Annotated in this window: 13 protein-coding genes; 10 read left to right on the top strand and 3 right to left on the bottom strand. The window is 33.4% G+C overall.

What is annotated here, in order from left to right:
- Positions 1-34: 34 nt before the first annotated feature.
- The 10 genes from AC4IF5_RS05395 (at position 35) to AC4IF5_RS05440 (ending at position 15241) form a co-directional block, all read left to right on the top strand.
- A complete protein-coding gene (locus AC4IF5_RS05395) occupies positions 35-349 on the top strand; it encodes a hypothetical protein (protein ID WP_490732389.1) in 315 nt (104 codons plus the stop codon).
- Positions 350-885: 536 nt separating this feature from the next.
- Complete coding sequence (locus AC4IF5_RS05400) at positions 886-1674, top strand: hypothetical protein (protein ID WP_490732391.1); 789 nt, start codon at positions 886-888, stop codon at positions 1672-1674.
- A complete protein-coding gene (locus tag AC4IF5_RS05405) occupies positions 1671-2159 on the top strand; it encodes a T9SS type A sorting domain-containing protein (RefSeq protein WP_490732393.1) in 489 nt (162 codons plus the stop codon). Before AC4IF5_RS05400 ends, AC4IF5_RS05405 begins: the two co-directional genes overlap by 4 nt.
- Positions 2160-2205: 46 nt before the next feature.
- Complete coding sequence (locus AC4IF5_RS05410) at positions 2206-9153, top strand: RHS repeat-associated core domain-containing protein (RefSeq protein WP_490732395.1); 6948 nt, start codon at positions 2206-2208, stop codon at positions 9151-9153.
- Positions 9154-9236: 83 nt separating this feature from the next.
- The gene (locus AC4IF5_RS05415; protein ID WP_490732397.1) at positions 9237-9626 is read left to right on the top strand and encodes a hypothetical protein; all 390 of its coding nucleotides are present in this window, start codon (positions 9237-9239) and stop codon (positions 9624-9626) included.
- A gap of 315 nt (positions 9627-9941) precedes the next feature.
- Positions 9942-11396: a tyrosine-type recombinase/integrase gene (locus tag AC4IF5_RS05420; protein ID WP_490732399.1), complete on the top strand. Its 1455-nt coding sequence runs from the start codon at positions 9942-9944 to the stop codon at positions 11394-11396.
- A gap of 891 nt (positions 11397-12287) precedes the next feature.
- Entirely contained in the window at positions 12288-12569 is a 282-nt protein-coding gene (locus tag AC4IF5_RS05425; protein WP_490732401.1) for a helix-turn-helix domain-containing protein, read from the top strand.
- 234 nt (positions 12570-12803) lie between these two features.
- Positions 12804-14201, top strand: a complete 1398-nt coding sequence (locus AC4IF5_RS05430; RefSeq protein WP_490732403.1) for a hypothetical protein — start codon at positions 12804-12806, stop codon at positions 14199-14201.
- Positions 14202-14244: 43 nt separating this feature from the next.
- Positions 14245-14928 carry a hypothetical protein gene (locus AC4IF5_RS05435; RefSeq protein ID WP_490732405.1) on the top strand — a complete coding sequence of 228 codons (684 nt, stop codon included), beginning with the start codon at positions 14245-14247 and terminating at the stop codon, positions 14926-14928.
- Positions 14929-14980: 52 nt separating this feature from the next.
- Positions 14981-15241: a hypothetical protein gene (locus AC4IF5_RS05440; RefSeq protein WP_490732407.1), complete on the top strand. Its 261-nt coding sequence runs from the start codon at positions 14981-14983 to the stop codon at positions 15239-15241.
- Positions 15242-15314: 73 nt separating this feature from the next.
- Here AC4IF5_RS05440 and AC4IF5_RS05445 read toward each other — a convergent pair whose 3' ends face one another.
- Genes AC4IF5_RS05445 through AC4IF5_RS05455 form a run of 3 tightly spaced genes read right to left on the bottom strand, consistent with a single transcriptional unit; the run spans position 15315 to position 19395 of the window.
- Positions 15315-15848 (bottom strand): hypothetical protein, encoded by a 534-nt coding sequence (locus AC4IF5_RS05445; protein ID WP_490732409.1) that lies wholly within the window; start codon positions 15846-15848, stop codon positions 15315-15317.
- Positions 15849-15859: 11 nt separating this feature from the next.
- Positions 15860-16312: a hypothetical protein gene (locus AC4IF5_RS05450; protein ID WP_490732411.1), complete on the bottom strand. Its 453-nt coding sequence runs from the start codon at positions 16310-16312 to the stop codon at positions 15860-15862.
- Positions 16312-19395 (bottom strand): RHS repeat domain-containing protein, encoded by a 3084-nt coding sequence (locus tag AC4IF5_RS05455; RefSeq protein ID WP_490732413.1) that lies wholly within the window; start codon positions 19393-19395, stop codon positions 16312-16314. Before AC4IF5_RS05455 ends, AC4IF5_RS05450 begins: the two co-directional genes overlap by 1 nt.
- Between the last annotated feature and the right edge of the window lie 9 nt (positions 19396-19404).

Raw genomic sequence — 19404 nt, forward strand, 5'->3', positions numbered from 1 at the left:
GAAAACAGAATATCTTACTTATAAATAATAGATGATGGAAAGCAATAATATGATTTTGAAAGTTTTGGATATCAAGAAGCTTATCAATGTTTTGTCAGATGAATTGAACGAATTAAATGACACAGATACTTTTGAATTTGGAGATGATCTTTATTGGAATATTCCAGATAAAGACTTATACAATCCTTATAAAGAACCTACGGAACTTACAATGGGAAGTCTTATTGAGGATTGGGAGTTTTTGCAAAAAGTTTTAAAAAGGGAACGGAAAATTATAGATTATGACTTATATAAATTGGCATCAATATTAAAGCTTTTAGGGAAGAAGAATATTATTATCAAAAAGTAAATTGGAAATTATCTAGAAATAAAAAGCCATCCTTAAAAAAGGATGGTTTTGCATTTGTCATTTTAGTTTCTTTACTAGTTACTGAATATTTATGGTTTAATCCGGATGCTGTAAAATAAAAAACGGCAGAGCTTATGAAAGAAAGCATTCTTGTGCTGAAAAGAATTGTTATTTGGGGATTCTTCACTTTAGTTAAAAATAAACTTTTTAATACGACAAGTTTTGTCGCTGTGATGAGAGATTTTTGTTCTTCGACACGTATAAATACCTTATAAATTTATGAATTTATAAATGTTAAATCAATTTAATAAGTTTGAAACATGCTAAACAGTTAAATTGCATCTTGAAAAACTAAATAAAAAAACATGAAAACAAATTATTATCAAGCTTTACTAAAGCAATTATTACCGGCAATTTTGACAAAATGAACAGCTACTACTTTCTTTGTTTAAAGAAGCTTGGGACATTTGATGATATCTGTTCATGCTAGAAAAATGCTAAAAAATTATCAATTAAACACTTAAAATTTATCAACCATGAAAAAACTAACATCAATTATTGGGTTAATTGCATTCGGAACATTATTTTCCCAAAACATTGCTTTTGACAAATTATATGGGAATTCGGACCCTGTCAATTATTATCTGACCCATTATCCGGTAAGTGGTTCAGATGGATTGGACATCAAATGGCACGGAGGAATAAGACTGCAAACGACCGGGGGAATAATACAGTTGTTGAATAACGGGTATGTAGGAATAGGAACAGCTGTACCTGAATCTAAGCTGGACGTAAATGGAGATGCCAGATTCCTGGATTTCGTTAGCGGGGGGAGTAATTCCTGGATATTCCACTCTCCTGATGACGGAAGAAAAACCTTACATATTGCACCGAGAACTGCAGGAAATAATGATTGGGATTGGGGGAAATCATTTGTGATCAATGGAGAAAGCGGAAATGCCTCATTATATGGAAAGTTTGAAGCAAAAGAAATTAAAGTGACATTGAGCCCTACCGCTGATTTTGTATTTGACGAGAATTATAACCTGCCTAAGTTAGAAGATATTGAAAAACACATCAAAGAAAAAAAGCACCTTCCGGAAATTGCTTCTGCAAAAGTGATGGAAAAAGAAGGTGTAAATATTGGAGAGTTCCAGATAAAACTATTGCAGAAAATAGAAGAACTTACGCTTTATTCAATTGAGCAGAACAAGCAAATTAAAGAACTTAAAGAAGAAAATAAAACTTTGAAATCTCAGTCTGAAGAGATTAAGGAATTAAAAAAACAAGTACAAAAACTGATAACCATAAAAAATAAGAAATGAAAACAAAATTATTTTCCCTGATATCTCTGTTAATAGGAGCTCTGGGGTTTTCACAAACTCAGGTTTATTTCAAATATGACGAAGCAGGAAACCAAAGATACAGAGGTCCTGACGCAGCAGGGAAGAAAGCCCCTGAAGAGCTTATTACAAAAGAAGAAAAAGCTGAAGAACAGACAAAAGTCACAGCTATTGCCAGGCAGGTGTCTGCCATTGACGAAAAGGCGTTCTGGAAGCAGATCAGGCTCTATCCGGTTCCGGTGAATGATTACCTTACCATAGACTGGACTGAAGAGGTAGATGGATTGATAGAATCCGTTTCACTTTACCAGCATAGTACAGTCCACTGGAAATTCCAGCAACAGAATATTCCAGCACTAAATCGTCAGGTGAAGATCAATATGACCGGTTATGACTGGGGAGTTTATATTCTGCGCTTTACATTGAAAGATGGAAGAGTCTTTAGCAGAAATGTTACGAAAAGATAAAAGTTAGAGGGAGATAATGTAAACATTAGAAATTAAAAGATTTTTAATGGTATTATTATTCCACTATCTGTTATCATCTATTAATTACATCATTACTTATAAAATAACGAATACAGATATGAAATATATTTCATCATTGATGTTATTCCTGTGTTCAGTATTGGGTTATTCACAGACCATACTGTACCAGGCAGAAACAACATCCCGGACGGTTCAGGATCCACAGACGGTGGTTATGGCACAGGGATTTCATGCCAAATCGGATGTTTCCAATCCTTTTGTGGCAAAATTAGGACCTGCTACGGAGAATCCGGGAGGAGGACCTGCAGACTCGAATGCTGGAGCTAGTAATCCTAGCGGAACGACATCCCCGGCTGGTCAAAGTTTCCATAATACCAAAGGAAGCATTGATGTGACGGCAGCGGGACAATTACAATATAACCTCTCTATTGAACTACCTCCGGGAGTAAAAGATGTATCTCCTAACCTGAATCTTGTCTACCTAAGTAGCACAGGAAATGGAATAGCCGGTTATGGATGGAGCGTTTCCGGAATAACTACCATCTTCAGAAGTGGAAAGACATTTGAAAAAGATGGAGAAACCAAAGGCCTTCAGCTTGATTACTCAGATTATTACAGTTTTAACGGGCAGAGATTGATCTTAAAATCCGGAGAATACGGTAAGGATGGGGCCGAATATGTCACTGATAAATATTCCAATATCAAAATAAAATCAATTGGAACGGTTACAGGGCAATCTTGGCAAGGTCCGGAGTATTGGGAGGTTACATTTGAAGATGGTTCCCAGGCCTGGTATGGAGGTGTTAGCTCAGGAAATAATGCTGGGCGAACTCCTACGGAATATAATATTGTAAAGTGGAAAGACAAAAAAGGGAACTATATTACCTATAATTATCTGCAAAATAATAATATTGCTTTAATTAATACGATCCAGTGGGGAGGGAATGAAACACTTGGAAAACCTCATTTCAACCAGGTTGAATTTTATTATTCACCCAGAAATATCCAGGAATCTTCCTATGTACGAGGTATTCCGTTGATACAGGATAAAATTTTAAGTACAATTGTTGTTAAAGCAAGCAGTACAACCTATAGAAGCTATTCCATCAATTATTCAATTGAAACGGTTAATAATGATCCAAACAACAGGCTTAATTATCAGTTTGTTAAAAGTATAACGGAAGGAAATAGTGTAGGAGATGCGGCTAATCCGGTTACGTTTGCAACAAAAACATTAACAACCGGAAGCAGTGAGAGTGGTTTTGGAGATTATACAGATGTCACAGCAACAGGAGACTATAATGGGGATGGGTTGGTTGATTTTATTGTCAGACAACCAGCACAAAACGGAAGGCCGGAAGGATATTATATTTATTTTGATGCGGTAAACAGTACTAATCCTTCATTTGTCTATTTAGGGGCAACCAGTACATATTGGCCTAGCAGTAGTATGGCCACTGTAAATATAAAACCGGCAGATAATTACATTAAACCTCAACAGGGATTAGTTATTTATAAAGATAATACAGGGTCTAATCCTCCTTCTACTGGAAATATTGAACTAAAATTTTACTCAATAAAAAGTGATGGATCAGTATTGAATACCTACAATAACCCTCTTGTGTTGGAATATTCTAAAACAATACCAAGTAACACCTATGAATTTGCTAATTCTGTATATCCTCCTGAAACTGATCCTGACTATATTGGGGGGCTTAACAGATCAGCTCTGCAAAGTTTAAAGGAAGTAGATATTGATTCTGATGGAATGTCTGAATTGATTATGGCAGTAGCAGATAATAAATGTAAATATCACATCATTGTTCCTGATCCGCCAAAAGGTATCTGGATGTGCAAATCCTTAGGTTACAGGTATATGATTCTGGATAAAGATAATATACAGAATAATTCGATTCAGATTATTCCTGACACAACCCCTAAAAATATTCTCAGTAAGGGAGGGATTATGGACTTCGATAATGATGGCACACAGGACGTTGTTTTTGTAGATCCAACTGGAGGAAATACATCTGTTACTTTCGCTACAAAAGAGTATATGAATGAAAACGGACCTACCACAAACAGGACTTTTACGACTCCATTGAACAGTGTCAGACAATATGAATTAAAAAAACAGAATAATGGCTATATCTTAAATCTGAAAAACGTTTACACGGTAAAAGGGCTGATAGACGGCCTGCAGTTTGGAGATTTAAACGGGGACAGAAATATTGAAGTACTTCTACCTTTGCATGAAAATGCCACGAATGACATCTATACAACCGGATGGTCAATTTATCTGAATACGGGTATTTCGTTATCTGAAAGTTTGCAGGGGTTAATGTATTATAGAAAACCTTCCATGAACCCGACATTACTTACCAATTATTCCAGGACGGGACTTATTGATTTGGATAATGATGGAAAAACGGAAATCCTAAATTCTACAATAATATTTGCACCTGCCAATAATCAATTATCTACCTGGTTTATTGACAGCTACTCTGAGCCTTATTATAATCCTGGTACTTCAGACTTCAAATGGCGTTTTGTGAAAAAACAGTTATCATATACTCAAAGGCCAAAAGTATTGGTAGAGCCCTTATTCGGTGATTTTAGAGTAAATAATACATCATCGAAAATACTCTTTTTATTAAAAGCAACAGATACAAACGAAAGAAAGTTGATAAGTTATCAGCATTATAATCTTAACGTAGATAAGAATATTTCGTCCATATCACAGGCAGATCTTCAATATGATGTTGATTATAAAGAACTTGACCCTGTAGTGAATCCCAATATGTATACTTCGGTTAAAAAAGAACAGTATCCTTATATGGAGCTTGACAGATTATCTCAGATGTATGCTGTATCTCAAATAAGAGTATTGGGAAGAAAACAAGATTTTAGATACAGAGGCTATATAGCTCATTTGCAGGGAAGAGGAATTATAGGATTCCGTCAGACGGCACGTTCTTCTTGGTATGCAGATGGTTTTGAAAATACTAAAATATGGTCAGGAACAGAAATAGACCCTTTGAATGAAGGGGTTCCGGTAAAAGAATGGTCTATTAGAACTAATGATGAGAATTTGATCTTTCCAGCAGATCTTTCAGAAAATAATACACAGTTGATTAGTTTTAAATCAACCATATATCAGACTGATAGATTGGTGGACGGACAGCTGGTGTCTTCTTTACCTTCTATAGACAAATCAAAGGTTGTTACTGCCATTATACCTAAAAGTAATAAAACAAAAGACTTTTTAACGGGAACTGTTACAGATAAAACAATTACATATAACAATTATTATCTTCCAACACAAAGTATTTCAAATGTTAACAGCGGTTATGGGGTAACAACGTCCAACTATGAATATGTACATAATCCATCTGGAGTAGGATCAGATTATTATGTTGGGCGCCCTTCATCTAAAACGGTTATAATACAGGCTTACGGTAATACCCAATCAGCCAAAGAAGAATACACTTATGAAAATAATTTCTTAAAGACCTTTAAAGCTTGGAACAGAGATAATTCAGGCTGGCTACAGGAGTCTTACCTGTATGATGGTTTCGGAAATCTTATTGAGAAAACAGTAAGTAACAGTGTTGATTCTCAAATCCAGATTACTAAAAACGAATATGAGAGTAAAGGAAGATTTGTTACTAAGCAAACAGACAATTTGGGATTAGAAACAAATACTGTTCATAATAGCTTGGGGCAGATTCTTACACAGACAGATCCATTAGGTAACGTATTAACCAATCTTTATGATAATTGGGGAAAACTGACGAGCTCCAAATCTAACGTTACAGGTACAAAAACATATACTTACGAAAAGAAAACGTGGACGGGTGATATATGGAGTGGCTTTGAACCTCCAAGATATATTGTAATTGAGTTTTTACCTGATGGGAAACAAAATATAACCTATACTAATATTCTTGGACAAAATTATAAAACATCTACTAAAGCTTTTGGACAAGGAGAGTTTGTCTCTAAAAATATTTATTATGATGTTCTGGGAAGAAAGACAGCTGAAAGTGAACCTTATTTTGATACTCAAACGGCCACATTATGGAATGCATTATCATATGATGATTCTGTTTTTCCTGCAAAGATAACGGCTACTTCATTGGCTTCTCTGGATTTGTCCGGTGCTGTTATTTCATTTTCAGGTAAGCAAATGATAACCACAGTTTCTGGCTTTACAACTACAATAAAAGAAGTTAATGGATATGGAAGAACAACCTCCCAGACTATAGATGCTTTAGGGAATACAGTTTCCAGTACAGACTCAGGGGGAACAATTAACTTTAGTTATAATGCAGCAGGAGAGAGTATTAAAGCTGAATATGCGCAGAATATTGTAACAACGAAATATGACGCTTGGGGGAATAAATCAGAATTTAATGATCCTTCCAATGGATTATATAAATATGAGTATGATGGATTTGGACAGATTAAGAAGACGATCAGCCCAAAGGGGACTAAAGAATATACATACAATAATTTAGGACAGCTGATTTCCCAAAATGAAATTTCTACAGTCGATGGTGGTCAGGCCACCAATAAGGTAATCTCGTATACTTACGATAATAAAGGGAGAATCGTGTTAAAATCCGGAACATCTAAAGGAAAAGCTTACAGCTCAAATATAAGTTATGATCCACAGGGAAGGATCACTTCTTCATCTGAAAATAGTAATGATAAATACTTTATTGAAAAGGGAATTACTTATGATGATAAGGCAAGGGTGATCTCCTATGAAAAACAACTTTATTCTTCCGGAGTGCTGACTAAAGTGCAGATTGAAAATGTTTATAGCCCATGGAATGGGGAGCTGTATCAGATAAAAGATAAAAATTCAGGAAAAGTACTTTGGCAGCTTAATGAAACTAATGTGAGAGCGCAGATACTTAGAAGCAAGTTAGGAGAAGTCGATATTACTAATAACTATGATGTAAATAATGGATTTCTGAAAGATATTAAACATGCTTCTGCTGCTAAACCAAATCTTTTACAAGTTACATACCAGTTTGATGCTATCAGGAATAGATTAAATAGCAGGACCACAAGTGGAGATTTTAATATCACGGAAATATTTGATTATGATGGTAATAATAGATTGATAAAATGGACTAATCCGGTCACGAATCAGTCTCACACGAATGAATATGATGCCAGAGGAAGAATTATGGTTAATAATCAAGTGGGAAAAATTAGATTTGACAATTCATCCAAAGTGTATCAGGCAACGGGAATGATCCTTAATGCAGATGGAGTTCAGAACTATAAAAATGATTTGATTCAAACCATCGTTTATAATGAAAATAATGATCCTGTATTTATTGATGGTGAAAATGGAGATGTAGCTTTTCAGTATGGATTAACAAATATGAGGCAGAAGGTTACCTATGGCGGGAATTTTGATCCTAAGCAGGAAGGGTGGCTTACTAAATTCTATAATGAAGATGGAAGCTTTGAAATTGTTAAAAATAATACAACAGGTCAGGAAAAACATATCATCTATATTGGAGGAACTCCTTATGAAAGTAATATTATATATGTAAAGAATTTTACAGAAAGTAATGGCTCTTATAAATTTTTACATAGAGACTATTTAGGAAGTATATTGGCAATCAGTGATGAAGCAGGTAATAAGCTGGAGCAGAGACATTTTGATGCCTGGGGGAATTTTACTCATCTGCAACTGGGAAGTGGTTCTGTGATTACAGATGCTAAGATGATTAAAAAAATAACAAGTACTGCCGGCTTATTGTTAGAGAGAGGATATACATCTCATGAACACTTTATGGAGGTGGGAATTATTCATATGAACGGGAGACTCTATGACCCGTTACTAAGAAGATTCCTTAATGCCGACGAAAATATTCAGGACCCATATAATACACAAAATTACAACAAGTATGGATATGTCTTGAATAATCCTTTGATGTATAATGATCCAAGTGGTGAATTTGCTTTTCTGGCTATTTTACCAGTAATGATTGTAGGAGCCCTGAAAGCAGTTGTGATTGGTGGACTCATTTATACCGGAATGGCTGCTCTTACAGGAAATGCAAGTAAAGCAGGATTCTTAAAGACAATGTTAACATCAGCTATAATGGGAGCTGTATCCGCAGGTGTAAGTGCATTAAACATTTTTGGAAACGCTTTTTGGGGTGTAGTCGCAAAAGGAGCTGCTATTGGTGCGGCAGGAGGAGCATTGGATGCTATTGTAAATAATACTAGTGTAATGCAGGGGGTATTGAAGGGAGCAATAACTGCTGCTGTCATAGCAGGGGTATCTTATACTGTAGATTATTTTGTAAATAGGACACGTGTTGTATATGATAAAGGTATAACAAACTCACAAGGTAATATTAGCGAAGCCGAAGCTGACTATAATATTAAAAAAACAAAACTCATGTTGTTTAAAGATACTGATGTTGAAAAAGCTTATGGTGTTAAGGAATATAAGTATGACGCAAATTTAGGTGAGAATGTTGTAGCACACACAAAAAGAAATTTTGGTTGGAGAAATATTAAATCAACAATCAGTATTTCAAAAGCAGCAGTACTGAATAAATTTTTATTAGCTAAAACTATGCTGCATGAAACTGCACACGCATGGATTACATTTACATTTGGGAAGACTACTGAGTTTGATAAATTAACACAAATAGATAGCAATTCTGAATATGAAATCGCAGTTTATGATACTGTTGAGCATTTTGGAATAAAATATTCTGAACATGTATTTACTAATATTAATGGATTGTCCCATACAGCTATTACTTATGATAACCCTAATAATCTTGTTAATATGAAAGATTGGTCTCAGTATTTTAATAAACTTCCTGTATCTTCGCAACAGTCTATTAATAAATTAATAAAATTCCTGGATCCTTTGTTTAGAAGAAGAATAGATTGGAATAGTTATTCATTATTACCAAGAACAAGATGAGAAAATTAATATTTTTATTGTTTATACTTTTGGTTTCCTGTAAAGATAATTCTCAGAATTATAATTGTGAGAATATGAATTTTATGATACAGTTTAATCATACAGATAGCTATAATTCAAAAACTAATATTTTCGAAAGATCATATTGGGGAAGAAAAACTGACGTAAAGGTGATACTCAGCAAAGATGAGATCAGAAGAATGAATTTATGCTTTAAAGAAAATAGATTTTTAGACTTATCAGATTCTATTATTGCTAAATCATTTTTTTATAAGAGTCCCTTATATAAGAGTAGGGTGTCCTATAACAATTCATGTATAAAAAAGGTAGTTAATATCTCATTTGATTTGGAAAGTAAAGAAAATAACAGAAAAGCTAAAAGAGTATTTGAGATTATTAATAATGCCTCTGATATAATTTATCAAAAAAAACAAATAAGAGATTTGGAACCATCTAATGTATATTTAGAATAATATCATACAGAAACAAGAAGTATTTACAATAATAAATAACAAAGGCCGCCCTTTCTAAGGGTGGCTTTTTTACTGAGTTAGCATTATAAACAAAAACCACCCTTAAAAAAGGATAGTTTGTAGACCCACAGGATATAACATCTTGTATTTGTTTATTTCTTGTTGAATGAATTTGATTGTTTGTATTATTGATTAATAGTTAGTTGTGTTTTATTGAATGTAAATAAATTCAAATACATTCAAAAATTACAGTGACCAAAATAGTGACCAAATTTAAAATATTCGTATATTTGTTATGCGAATATTTTTTATTTTATGGCACAATATAACAACGAAACAGGGAGCGTAAATTTTAGATTGAAAGAGCCTAAAGCAGAAATTTCCCGAATAATGGGAAGATATTCTTTCAAAGGTTTACAGGCGGATTTTTCCACAGGATTAAAAGTTGCTCCGAGCAGTTGGGACAGTGAGACGAAAAAGGTTACTTCGGGAACGGATAAAAGAGAAATTAACCAAAAACTTAGCAAGTTCAAAACTTCCATAGTAGACGCTCACAAAAATTTCAACGAGCATTACAACCGTATACCGACAAAGGAGGAACTAAAAACGATTGTTGATAATGCAGTAGAAGGAAAAGAACTCAACACCGTGCAAAAGAATAAAAAATCTTTTGATGATGTTTTTCAGGAGTTTATGAAATTGATTGAATTGAAAAATACCCGTGCCATTTCGTCTGGACAAAAACCCATGCACAAAACCTATACATCATCTTTCAACGTGATGTACCGAGATTTAAAAGATTTTGCTACTGATAACAATATTTTTTTGGATATTGATAAATTTGATGAAACACAGTGTTTGGAGTTCCAAAATTGGCTTATTGCTACGGAGAGAGTAAAAGAACTCAGTACGCTAAGAACACGAATCAAAAGATTGTCACAAGTTCTAAAACGTGCATTTGAAAAGGGCTACACACAAAACAGAAGTTATTTGCAGGACGAATTTAGCGTTAAAGTTCCTCCGAGTTTCCATACGGTGCTGACTGAACCTGAAATCAAAATACTATACGAATATGATTTTTCCGATGCCCCGAGATTAGAAAGAGTTCGAGATTTGTTTGTTCTCGGTTGTCATTGCTCACTCAGGTTTGGAGATATTACACGAATTGAAAACGGACATATTGACATTAGCTCAGGAACTATCAGTATATTGTTAAATAAAGGTTCTCGGATTGATAAATATAAAACGGTGAATTTTCCAATTTTTGGATATGCAGGAGAGGTTTTGAGCAAATACGATAATGATATTAAAAGTATTGCTATATCTAACCAAAACACGAATGAGTATCTGAAAGAGTTGTTTAGAGAAATTCCGTACTTCAAAGAAAAGATAATCACCCGTGAACGACCAACCAATGAGGGAGTTGTATTTGAAACGATAAACTTTGCAGATAAGGTAGCATTTCACGATTCTAGGAGGAGTTTTTGTACTAACCGATACATTGAGGGTTGGGACTTATTGGAGATATGGCAGTACACAGGACATACGGACGAATCTGTTTTTAAAACGTACTTCAAGCCTACCTTTGAACATGAGCAGATAAGGCAGGAAAGTATCAAAGCAAGAAACGAAAAATTGCAAAGAGTTGATTTACAAGCGAAACAGATTGAGGACTTGCATAAAAGAATGCTAAAAATGCAGGAGCTTTATGAGAGTGGAAACATGGAGCAGTTGGCAGAAATCATTAATATTAACAAAAATGTTTCTTAATGCTTGAAAATTATAATTTTGGCACAATATTTGAATTCAATTTGAAAGTTTTAATTCTGAAAAATAGAATATATCACGTAGTGGTGATTAATGTGTAAGTAAGAGGAGAAACGAGCGAAAAAGTTCTTTAAGATTATTTCAAGTAATTATTTTCTATGAGATATTTAATATCTAAAAGTCGGTAAATTGAGGATTAGGCTTTCCTTGCAGAAAAAAGCACCGCAACAAATCTTTTTATTCATGCGGATAATTCCGACCAAATTAATAATTCTTACCAAAAGTCTTCATTGGAGCGACCATACCGAGCAGATGCTAAATATTGGGGGAGCAGGAATTTTAATTCAGACGGATAATTATGTCCGAACTTAACATAAGAAGCTATATAATTACGCCAAAGATTGTATAATACAGTTTTTGAAGGTTGCGGGAAGCACTCCGAACTAAAATAACAGGCGCAGATTTATATTTCAATGGAGAAATTATATCTAGTCTTGAAATAATCAACAATTTTAAACGAAGCTAAATAATTTAGCAAGAAGTCGGGAATGGTCGTAAAAAATCATGAAAAGGGGTCGCACCTTATAAAAAACGTGTCCTGCAAATGTCTATTGATAATTATATCTTTTGACGATAAGACGGAAGCGGTTAACACAGACCGTACAAGGGGTTGCACCTTATAAAAAACGTATTCTGCACTATGTCGGGGAATAATTATGCCCGAACAACAAATTTTTAACAACTATTAACAAACAAATATACAGGCTCAACCTAACGGTTGGGTCTTTTTTTATGTCTAAACATCAACAAGGCTGTCCAAAAAGGACGGTCTTTTTTTATGCCTGTATGTCAGGTAATTGAACAGATAAATTAACAATATAAAAAATATACATTATGAGTAATAACAACACACTATTAGTCCAAATGACAAAAGATGAGCTAATGCAGGATTTTGAGCAGATAGTTCGTAAAGTAGTAAACCAAATGCAGGTTGAGCAACAAACCTCAAAAGATGAAAAAGAAACTTATACACGTGATGAAGCAGCTGAGTATTTAAATGTAAGCCATTCAACACTTCATAACTGGAAGAAAAAAGGAATTTTAATGCCTTTTAAGATGGGAGCAAAAGTGTATTACTCTAAAGATGAAGTCAAAGCAAGGCTTAGAGGGGAATAGGTGTGCGCATAAAAAACATCTTTTTATTATTATGCCGTACATTCTTGTGCGTACGGATATAAAGCTGGGAAAGCAGAATCTTTTTACTACTATACTGCACAACTCTGCGTACACATACCGTAAAAGGCTTGTGAATACTCCAAAAATCAATTAAAACATTTCTTATAACATAAACCTGAATGCATTGCAAAAAGCTGTGTACAGCCCTTGTTATGCCCTTTTTATAACATTATTATGAGTGAATATTATGTATTAATACCCAAAAATCTAAATTTAGAACAAAGATTGTCTAAATTCCCGCCCGATTTTAAATTAAGCGTAGATTATTGTTATTATTTTATTTCCGACATCATTAAAGAATCTTGTAATAAAGACACTGAAGAATATGGCAGTTTTGAATCGGTAATAAATCATTTCATCCCACGATGTGCAGGAATTAATCAATCTATTTACAGAAATTCTAAACAGCACATAGATTATCTTTATCAGGATTTTGGGGGTGAGGGGCGGATGCTTTGGAAACGAAATTACAAATCACGCAGTTGCTATGCTTATCACTTACCTAAATATTATTGGGGTGATGGTGAGTTAGAAATGTATTGTATCACTGAAAAAACTTTCTCTCGTAAAATCATAAAAATTAATGCACCACAGATTGACAATACCGTGCGAAAACGTTTCGATTTCACTCGTGGGTATTTTGATGTTTCCCGCTTTGAATTAGACGCAGAATCAGCCTTAAATGAGCTTTATTTGGACTATTTGCTGACGGGAGACTATAACAAGTATCTTTTGAATGCTCAAAGAGTAGTAGATTTTAAAAATGGATGTTTTAACTTCTATAACAAGCCTGAAACGGACGGTAGACTACATACCGCTATAACATCATTTTCTAAAATATGCAGGAAATATTTGAAATATGATGGTGAGAATCTGGCGGAAGTCGATTTGTCGTCCTCAATTCCATTCTTCTTGTCCTACATACTCTCTATTCCTACTATCTGCGGGGAGACTAAGGCGGGGATACTATGCACACAGCTATGTAGTCAGGATATACTCTATCATTATATGATAGTAGAATCTTTGGTAAAGCCTTCTGACAGGGAGATAGCGGATTTCAAGGAACTTGTGCTGAATAACCGACTTTATGAGCATTTTATGGATAGTTTTATGAACCTGCCGAACTTTGAATCAAGTTTTGAAATTATGTTTAGTAGGCAATTTGATGGAGATGAAGACGACCTAAGAAAATATACTAAAAACAAATTTTTAGCTATGCTTTTTGCGCATCCTAAAGATTATATGCAGGAACAAGCTGTATTTTACAATCATTTTCCTAAGATATATGAACTTACCAAAAAGTTTAAAAAAGTAAAATTTGAGGGTGTTCTGCCGTCTGAAAGACATAAAAGACTTTCATATTTGCTGTTTCAATTAGAATCTCATTTTATGGTTCACACGATTGCTCGGGAAATAAACAGTACTTTTAAAAGAAAGATTCCGTTTTTTACATTGCATGATTGCCTAGTCGTAAAAGAATCTAATTTAGAGCAAGTTTATCAGTTGATGCACGAAATTTTTATCCGTGAGATTGGCTATGCTCCTAATATGACCCAAAAGGTCTGGAGATAGGTTTTATTGTGATTAATATATTTACACTCTAAAAATAAATATTATGAGTGAAAAACATCACATTGAAAAAATTAGTGGTTACAATGACAAGATTTCTATTTACAATCTAGTCTACAAAAAATTCAAGTTTAAATGGTGGATTCGCATTATTATTCCGCCATTAATACCAACAGTAGCATCCTTTATGCTTTTATTCTGTCAAAAGGATTTATGGATTCTCTTAACCTTTCCTATTATGGTGTTCTTTAGTGTTGTCTCTGTCAATTATATGATAGGACGAGTTGAAGTCGTCATTAGAACCTATTACGGTTATGCTTTGAATGATAATAACAAGTATAATTATGATTCCTTTTTGGAAATACAAAAACAGGAACTACTTAATTTATTGGGAAATACTCTGACTAAAAAAGATAATTTGCACTTTTTGATTGATAAACTTTCTGCACAACAAAACAAATATTCTTATGGGCTTTCGGTGCAAACAGTAGTAATAACAATTTCAATTATTACAGGTAGTTTTTTATCTAAGTTTTTAGATTACTCGTCCAATATGCAAGATTTTTACGATGGTTCAAGGATTCTGATTTCTGTTTTACTACTAATAGGATTCACGATAATTATTGTTGACATTTTCTTAGTAAAAGGTTTTGTAAAGCAATATATAAAGAATAAAAACAGATTGGTAAGAACATTAACTAATATTTACTTGGATAAATATTTTGAGTGATTTTTAGAAATGATTGGCGGATTTTACGTATTTTTCAGAACAAGTTGAGATTATGAAAAAACTTTATATTTTCCCTATTTTTCTGTATTGTGTTTCTTTTGGGCAAGAGAAAAAGGATTCTTTAAATTCCGATTCAAAACTTTTATATGAATTTAAGTTCCGTTGTTTTCAGTTGCCAGGCTCAAAATGTCCTCAATTTTTTAATTCAAAGGATGATAAACTCAAAGAAACTAAAAAACTTGAAATAAAACAACCGCCCAAAGGGGAAGAACCAGAGCCATTAGCTTACTACATTTATTCTAAACAAGCCTAAGTAATAAAAAATAACTGGTTCTACTAATTAATTATAATTAAACCAGTTATTAAAGTTCTAGGTACATTAAGGCTCATTTATGTTTATAGTAATCTCGGTTATAAATGACTACTTTCTCCACATTTGAAGAATTAATGAGATTGTTAAGATGCCAACTTTCACTTACATTATGTAAATTAGTTTGGATATGTAAAACTAACTGATACCATCCTAATGTTTCTTCATTAAATCTGTAATTTTTTGTATCAGTATAAATTTCAATAAACATAATAGGATTTTCATAAAAGGTTACACTGTATGAAATTATTTGCTTTATATCTACCCATTTTATGTAATCTTGATTTTTATTTTCATTTATAAAAAAACCTTTTTTTGAAAATTTGAAAATTCCATTATTAGAAAAATATTCCTCAGTTTCATCATAGGTTCTATAATGGTTATTCAAACTAATTCCCCACTCGCTTATCTGTTTAAAAAGTAAAATAATGAAGATAGTAGCAAAGAAGTAAAATACAAGCCATATAGTTATACTTTCCCATTGAGTTATTAAAACAATTGAGATAACTACTGAAATAAGACTTAATATGAAATATTTGCTAACTTTCAATTATAACATTTTTATTTATCCCAACCAATATGATTTTGTAAAGTGTTTGGATAGTAAATTTTATCAAATCCCATTTGTTTGTAAAATACAAGTGTAATTATTAAAGGTTTTTTCAGATTGCTACTATCATTTTCTTTTTTGTAAATATACTGAACATATTTCATTTTAACACTCGGAATAATATCTGTTGTATCCTTTATTTTAATGTTATCTAAAAGTTTTTCCTTTGAGTTAATTACATCATAATGCTTGTTTAAAAAAAATAATTCAGAAGCCGTTACGCCAGGATAATTTTCTGAATCGTAGACTAAACTATTATACAATTGTAAATCATTTTCCTTAACAGCTTTCCAGTATTTTATAACCGTTTCTTTAATTTGCTCTTCATCTTTTTGCTTGTGATTTACACAGCAACTTATATTTAACAAGAATAATATCCCTAAAATGTATTTAACTGTTTTCATTATTGTGGTATTTCTCTACTTTTTGTTGTTAATTGTTCATCAAGTGGCTGAATAGGAATGCCATTAGTTCTCATAATCTCTGCTCCGTTCTGGATGATTAGGGAATTTGGCATTAATCCAGCATCAGGGTTAGGAAGTGTTCCATCAAATACATAATTTACTACATCATTCCTAGTTTGTTGGTTCATTTCAATTCCACTTCCGTCAACGTATTTAATTGCCTGGTCCATTGTTACAGCTTGTGATTTTACTGCTGTAATGTCATTTACTGCTTGCACATAATCATTTGTACTTTTAATAGCATCAGGAATATTAGCACCTAACTTTGCTAATTTGACAATTTCTTTTATTCCACTGCTTGCTGCACTTGCTTGGTCGGCTCGATATTGCTTAATATTCCACATTTCAGCACCTGTTTTTGTGGTTTTAAAACTTTGGCGTACTTTCGTCGATATTTTATCTCTTGTGTTTTGCATTTGGACAGCATCTGGAACGGGTCCACTATATTTATAAGAATCGAGTCTTAAACCTGTAGTTCCAGTAGTAATTCTTGCTCCATTAGGATTGTAACCACTTGTCGTCAATCCTATGTCTCCTGCTGTAAATGTAGGGTGTCCGTTACTATCTCTTTGGGAAATAGGAGCTAATTTAACTTTCATAGAATTTCCGTTAATAGCAAAGAATCCAGTATGGTTTTTCAATAATTCCAAACCTTCCAATTCAACACCCATCCCTATTTTATTTTCTTGGAAAGCATAAGTACTATTGTATGTATACTTTTCACTCAACGGGTCAATATTGAAAAATCTTCCGAGTTCAGGAATACTGTTTCTCCATTTAAACGAGTTCCATCCAGTTTCCTGCTGTCTTTCCTGTCCCTGAAATCCATATCGGTAATTTTGGTTTTGGGTATAAGTCCCATTATATCCCTGATATTCCATGCCAAAAGGATAATAATTCGTTTCCTTATCAATAACAGCGGTATTATTGGCATCCCTGTAGTACGCTAATCTTATATTTCCAACCTGGTCTGTATAGTTATAGACATATCTTTTCTTTTGAAAATCATAATATCCCTCACTGGTCGGAAAAAACTGTAAATTATTAAATCCGCTTTGTCCTACATACTGAAAGCCATCTAAATATTCTGTATTTTCCGTAAGCATTACCCCACTTCTTGGATTGAGATAAGTGTGAGCCTTATTTAATTTAACTCCGTCTGCTCTATACAAAAATGCAAGATTATTGCTGAACGTCAAACCTCCTTGCTGAAAAAGCACATTATTGGGTAAATTTAAAAAATTATAAGAAATACTTTCTATTCCTTTATCAATATGATTTATCATGTTTCCATTTAAATCATAATCAATTGTATTTCCTCCTGCGGAATATCCTAAAGTATTATTGCTGTTGTCGGTAACATTTATCAGCTGATTCCCTTTGTAATTGCTGTATACCAAATCATCAATCATCATCGCTGTATTATTGTACGATTGATATCTTTTCAAAGTTTGGATATTTCCATTAGTGTCATAAGTTAAAAACTCACTGTATCCATTGGTGACAGGAACAGTAGACAAAGGCTCAAGGTAAGAAGCATCCGTCATTCTGTCTAACTTATCATATTTGTATGCATACCTCCTTAAAATATTACCGTTAGCAGTTTTCCAGTCTAACTCTGCAATATTACCGTTGTATTTTGGGACTGTATATGTTGATGTGTTTACAGGATTATCATATTTCAGCTCCAGACCAAATAATTTTCCATTGAAACTGCTCGGATTGTTCGGATTATTAACAGAAGTCATCCAACCCCTGATATTGTAAGCATAATCAATAGATTGTAGCGGAGTTCCTGTATTATTTCCTGTTTTTTTATTGATGAGCTGTCCGATTTCATTATAATTGTTCTCTGCTAATAATTCTTCCTGTAAATTATCTACCTGATGGTATTGTTTTACAAGCCTGTTCTGATTATCATATACAAACCTCTCTTTTACCTTAATCTCTGTATCGCTGGCTGTTCTTTTGTGGTACGTGTAACTTTCCTCTATAAGTCCCGTAAAATCCAGTTTAAGGTCTTTGTTGGTATAACCTGCTAAATGGTTAATAGATTTAGTAGCAACAATTCTTCCTCTGGTATCATAGTAATTGTACATCTTCGTCCAATTATTATCTTCAATATTCTTGACATAAGAAGCAGTTTGCAGGCTTTTTGTAGAAGCTGTATCATTTGTTCCTAATGCTTGGGGTAGTGTATATTGTCCTAAAACTGTAGTAGGAATAGCTGGCGCTTCAGTGGGATATGTATCATAATAATTAACTGTTAAAACTGTATTGATGTCCGAAGTAAAATAATCATTTGTATAATATATTGTAAGACCATTTTTGTTAAAACCCGATGTACTTCTGGATTCTCTAATAGTAAGATTATTAAGTTGATTTTGTAAACCTGCTCTGTCTCCTCCGTTGATGATTCCTGTATAAACAACTCTTCCAAATTGGTCGTATTTGTTAATCAGCCATTTTCCCTGAGATTTCAATACAGAATCCTGATGTAATATCAGTCGGTCTGCTTTATCAAATACAAAATATTCTTTTCCTTTACCTGGTAGTTTTCTTTCTACCTGCCTATCTTGTCCGTCATAGCTATAATGATAACATAAATCATCTAAAATAGCCTGTGTAACGGTATTTCCATTATCTTTAATCTGCTTTATCGCTTTAGGAGGAATTACGAATGCTTTTTGATTGTATTCATTGTATACATAATACGTATCAATATTTTGAGCTCCATCTGTTTTACGGATTAATAATACTTGTCCTCTGCCATTGGTAAATTGAATTACAGGGTTTCCGTCTTCATCTGTTACTGTAGTCTTATAAAGTTGCGCTGTCTTAAAATGTCCGTTTTCAGAATTAGGGTCTGTTGCTAAGCTGATAGCTGATGTAGTTGCTCCATTTACCCAATTGGTATTGGTAACAAACTTCAATACTTCATTAGCAGAATTAGCTTCATACTTCATTTTCTGAGTATGTCCTGAGTTTAATTTCCATGAATCTCCTGCATGAGCCTGTTGCAATACTCGGTC

Source organism: Chryseobacterium sp. UF-290 (genome assembly GCF_058245615.1).